The 3,080-nt window shown below is 51.8% G+C and carries 1 rRNA gene; it reads left to right on the top strand.

The features are described from left to right. The first annotated feature begins 62 nt into the window (after nt 1-62). A 23S ribosomal RNA gene (locus tag OSH09_RS18235) occupies nt 63-2,947 on the top strand. Nucleotides 2,948-3,080: the final 133 nt, after the last annotated feature.

Raw genomic sequence — 3,080 nt, forward strand, 5'->3', positions numbered from 1 at the left:
TAAGGATTGATGAACGGCAACAACGTATACTCATATTCCTATAACAGCACCAAGCGTTATAGGATCAAGCGAATAAGTGCATATGATGGATGCCTTGGCGATCACAGGCGATGAAGGACGCGGTAGCCTGCGAAAAGCTACGGGGAGCTGGCAAACAAGCTTTGATCCGTAGATGTCCGAATGGGGAAACCCACCGTAGTAATACGGTATCCCATGCTGAATACATAGGCATGTGGAGGCGAACCGAGTGAACTGAACCATCTCAGTAACTCGAGGAAAAGAAATCAACCGAGATTCCGGAAGTAGTGGCGAGCGAAACCGGATCAGCCTGGATGTTTTAGCGTATTGAATAGTCGAATGGAATGGAAAGTCCAGCCGTAGCAGGTGATAGCCCTGTAGGCGAAATTCAGTACGTGGAACTAAGCATCGAACAAGTAGGGCGGGACACGTGAAATCCTGTCTGAATATGGGGGGACCATCCTCCAAGGCTAAATACTCGTGATCGACCGATAGTGAACCAGTACCGTGAGGGAAAGGCGAAAAGAACCCCGGAAGGGGAGTGAAATAGATCCTGAAATCATATGCATACAAACAGTAGGAGCACCTTCGTGGTGTGACTGCGTACCTTTTGTATAATGGGTCAGCGACTTACATTCAGTGGCAAGCTTAACCGAATAGGGGAGGCGTAGCGAAAGCGAGTCCGAATAGGGCGATTCAGTCGCTGGGTGTAGACCCGAAACCAGGCGATCTATCCATGGCCAGGTTGAAGGCACGGTAACACGTGCTGGAGGACCGAACCCACTAATGTTGAAAAATTAGGGGATGAGCTGTGGATCGGAGTGAAAGGCTAAACAAGCCTGGAGATAGCTGGTTCTCTCCGAAAACTATTTAGGTAGTGCCTCGTATATTACTGCCGGGGGTAGAGCACTGTTATGGCTAGGGGGTCACAGCGACTTACCAACCCATGGCAAACTCCGAATACCGGCAAGTACAGTACGGGAGACAGAGCACCGGGTGCTAACGTCCGGACTCAAGAGGGAAACAACCCAGACCGCCAGCTAAGGTCCCTAACTATGGCTAAGTGGGAAACGAAGTGGGAAGGCATAGACAGTCAGGAGGTTGGCTTAGAAGCAGCCATCCTTTAAAGAAAGCGTAATAGCTCACTGATCGAGTCGTCCTGCGCGGAAGATGTAACGGGGCTAAGCCATAGACCGAAGCTGCGGATGTGTACTTTTAGTACACATGGTAGGAGAGCGTTCCGTAAGCCTGTGAAGGTGTTCCGTGAGGAATGCTGGAGGTATCGGAAGTGAGAATGCTGACATGAGTAGCGATAAAGGGGGTGAAAAGCCCCCTCGCCGTAAGTCCAAGGTTTCCTGCGCAACGTTCATCGGCGCAGGGTGAGTCGGCCCCTAAGGCGAGGCAGAGATGCGTAGCTGATGGGAAGCGGGTTAATATTCCCGCACCGTCGTAGAGTGCGATGGGGGGACGGATTGCAGAATGTTATCGGGGTGTTGGATGTCCCCGTTGGCGCATCATAGAAGGCACTTAGGCAAATCCGGGTGCGTAATTCAAGGGTGTGACTGGATAGAGCTTCGGCTCTAAACTAACTGGAAGCAGTTCCAAGAAAAGCCTCTAAGCTTCAGCTCTACGAGACCGTACCGCAAACCGACACAGGTGGACGGGATGAATATTCCAAGGCGCTTGAGAGAACTCAGGAGAAGGAACTCGGCAAATTAATACCGTAACTTCGGGAGAAGGTATGCCTCATTAGTGTGATGTGCCTGCGCACAAAGCATGAAGAGGCCGCAGTGAATCGGTGGCTGCGACTGTTTACTAAAAACACAGCACTCTGCAAACACGAAAGTGGACGTATAGGGTGTGACGCCTGCCCGGTGCCGGAAGGTTAAGTGATGGGGTGCAAGCTCTTGATCGAAGCCCCGGTAAACGGCGGCCGTAACTATAACGGTCCTAAGGTAGCGAAATTCCTTGTCGGGTAAGTTCCGACCTGCACGAATGGCGTAACGATGGCCACACTGTCTCCTCCTGAGACTCAGCGAAGTTGACATGGTTGTGATGATGCAATCTCCCCGCGGCTAGACGGAAAGACCCCATGAACCTTTACTGTAGCTTTGCATTGGATTGTGAACCGGCCTGTGTAGGATAGGTGGGAGGCATTGAAGCGTGATCGCCAGATTGCGTGGAGCCAACCTTGAAATACCACCCTGGTCTGTTTGCGGTTCTAACCTAGGTCCCTTATCGGGATCGGGGACCGTGCATGGTGGGCAGTTTGACTGGGGCGGTCTCCTCCTAAAGTGTAACGGAGGAGTTCGAAGGTACGCTAGAGACGGTCGGAAATCGTCTTGATAGTGCAATGGCATAAGCGTGCTTGACTGTGAGACTGACAAGTCGAACAGGTACGAAAGTAGGACATAGTGATCCGGTGGTTCTGTATGGAAGGGCCATCGCTCAACGGATAAAAGGTACTCTGGGGATAACAGGCTGATACCGCCCAAGAGTTCATATCGACGGCGGTGTTTGGCACCTCGATGTCGGCTCATCTCATCCTGGGGCTGTAGCCGGTCCCAAGGGTATGGCTGTTCGCCATTTAAAGAGGTACGTGAGCTGGGTTTAAAACGTCGTGAGACAGTTTGGTCCCTATCTGCCGTGGGCGTTGGATATTTGACGGAGCCTGCTCCTAGTACGAGAGGACCGGAGTGGACGTACCACTGGTGTATCGGTTGTCATGCCAATGGCATTGCCGAGTAGCTACGTACGGAAGAGATAACCGCTGAAGGCATCTAAGCGGGAAACTCGTCTGAAGATTAGATATCCCGGAGGCTTGACCTCCCTGTAGGGTCGTCCGAGACCAGGACGTTGATAGGCTGGGTGTGGAAGTGCAGTAATGCATGTAGCTAACCAGTACTAATTGCCCGTGTGGCTTGATCCTATAACCCTTGAGGTTGTAGTGAGTTAAGTTGTTGACCACAGAACGTAATATTGAAGTGCAGCGCAACCCGCGCTCGACACCTTCGCAAACACTTGCTGATTGATCCGTACTGATCGCAGCAAGGTGCTTCTTC

Source organism: Alcaligenes parafaecalis, from assembly GCF_026344135.1.
Lineage (GTDB): Bacteria > Pseudomonadota > Gammaproteobacteria > Burkholderiales > Burkholderiaceae_B > Alcaligenes > Alcaligenes parafaecalis.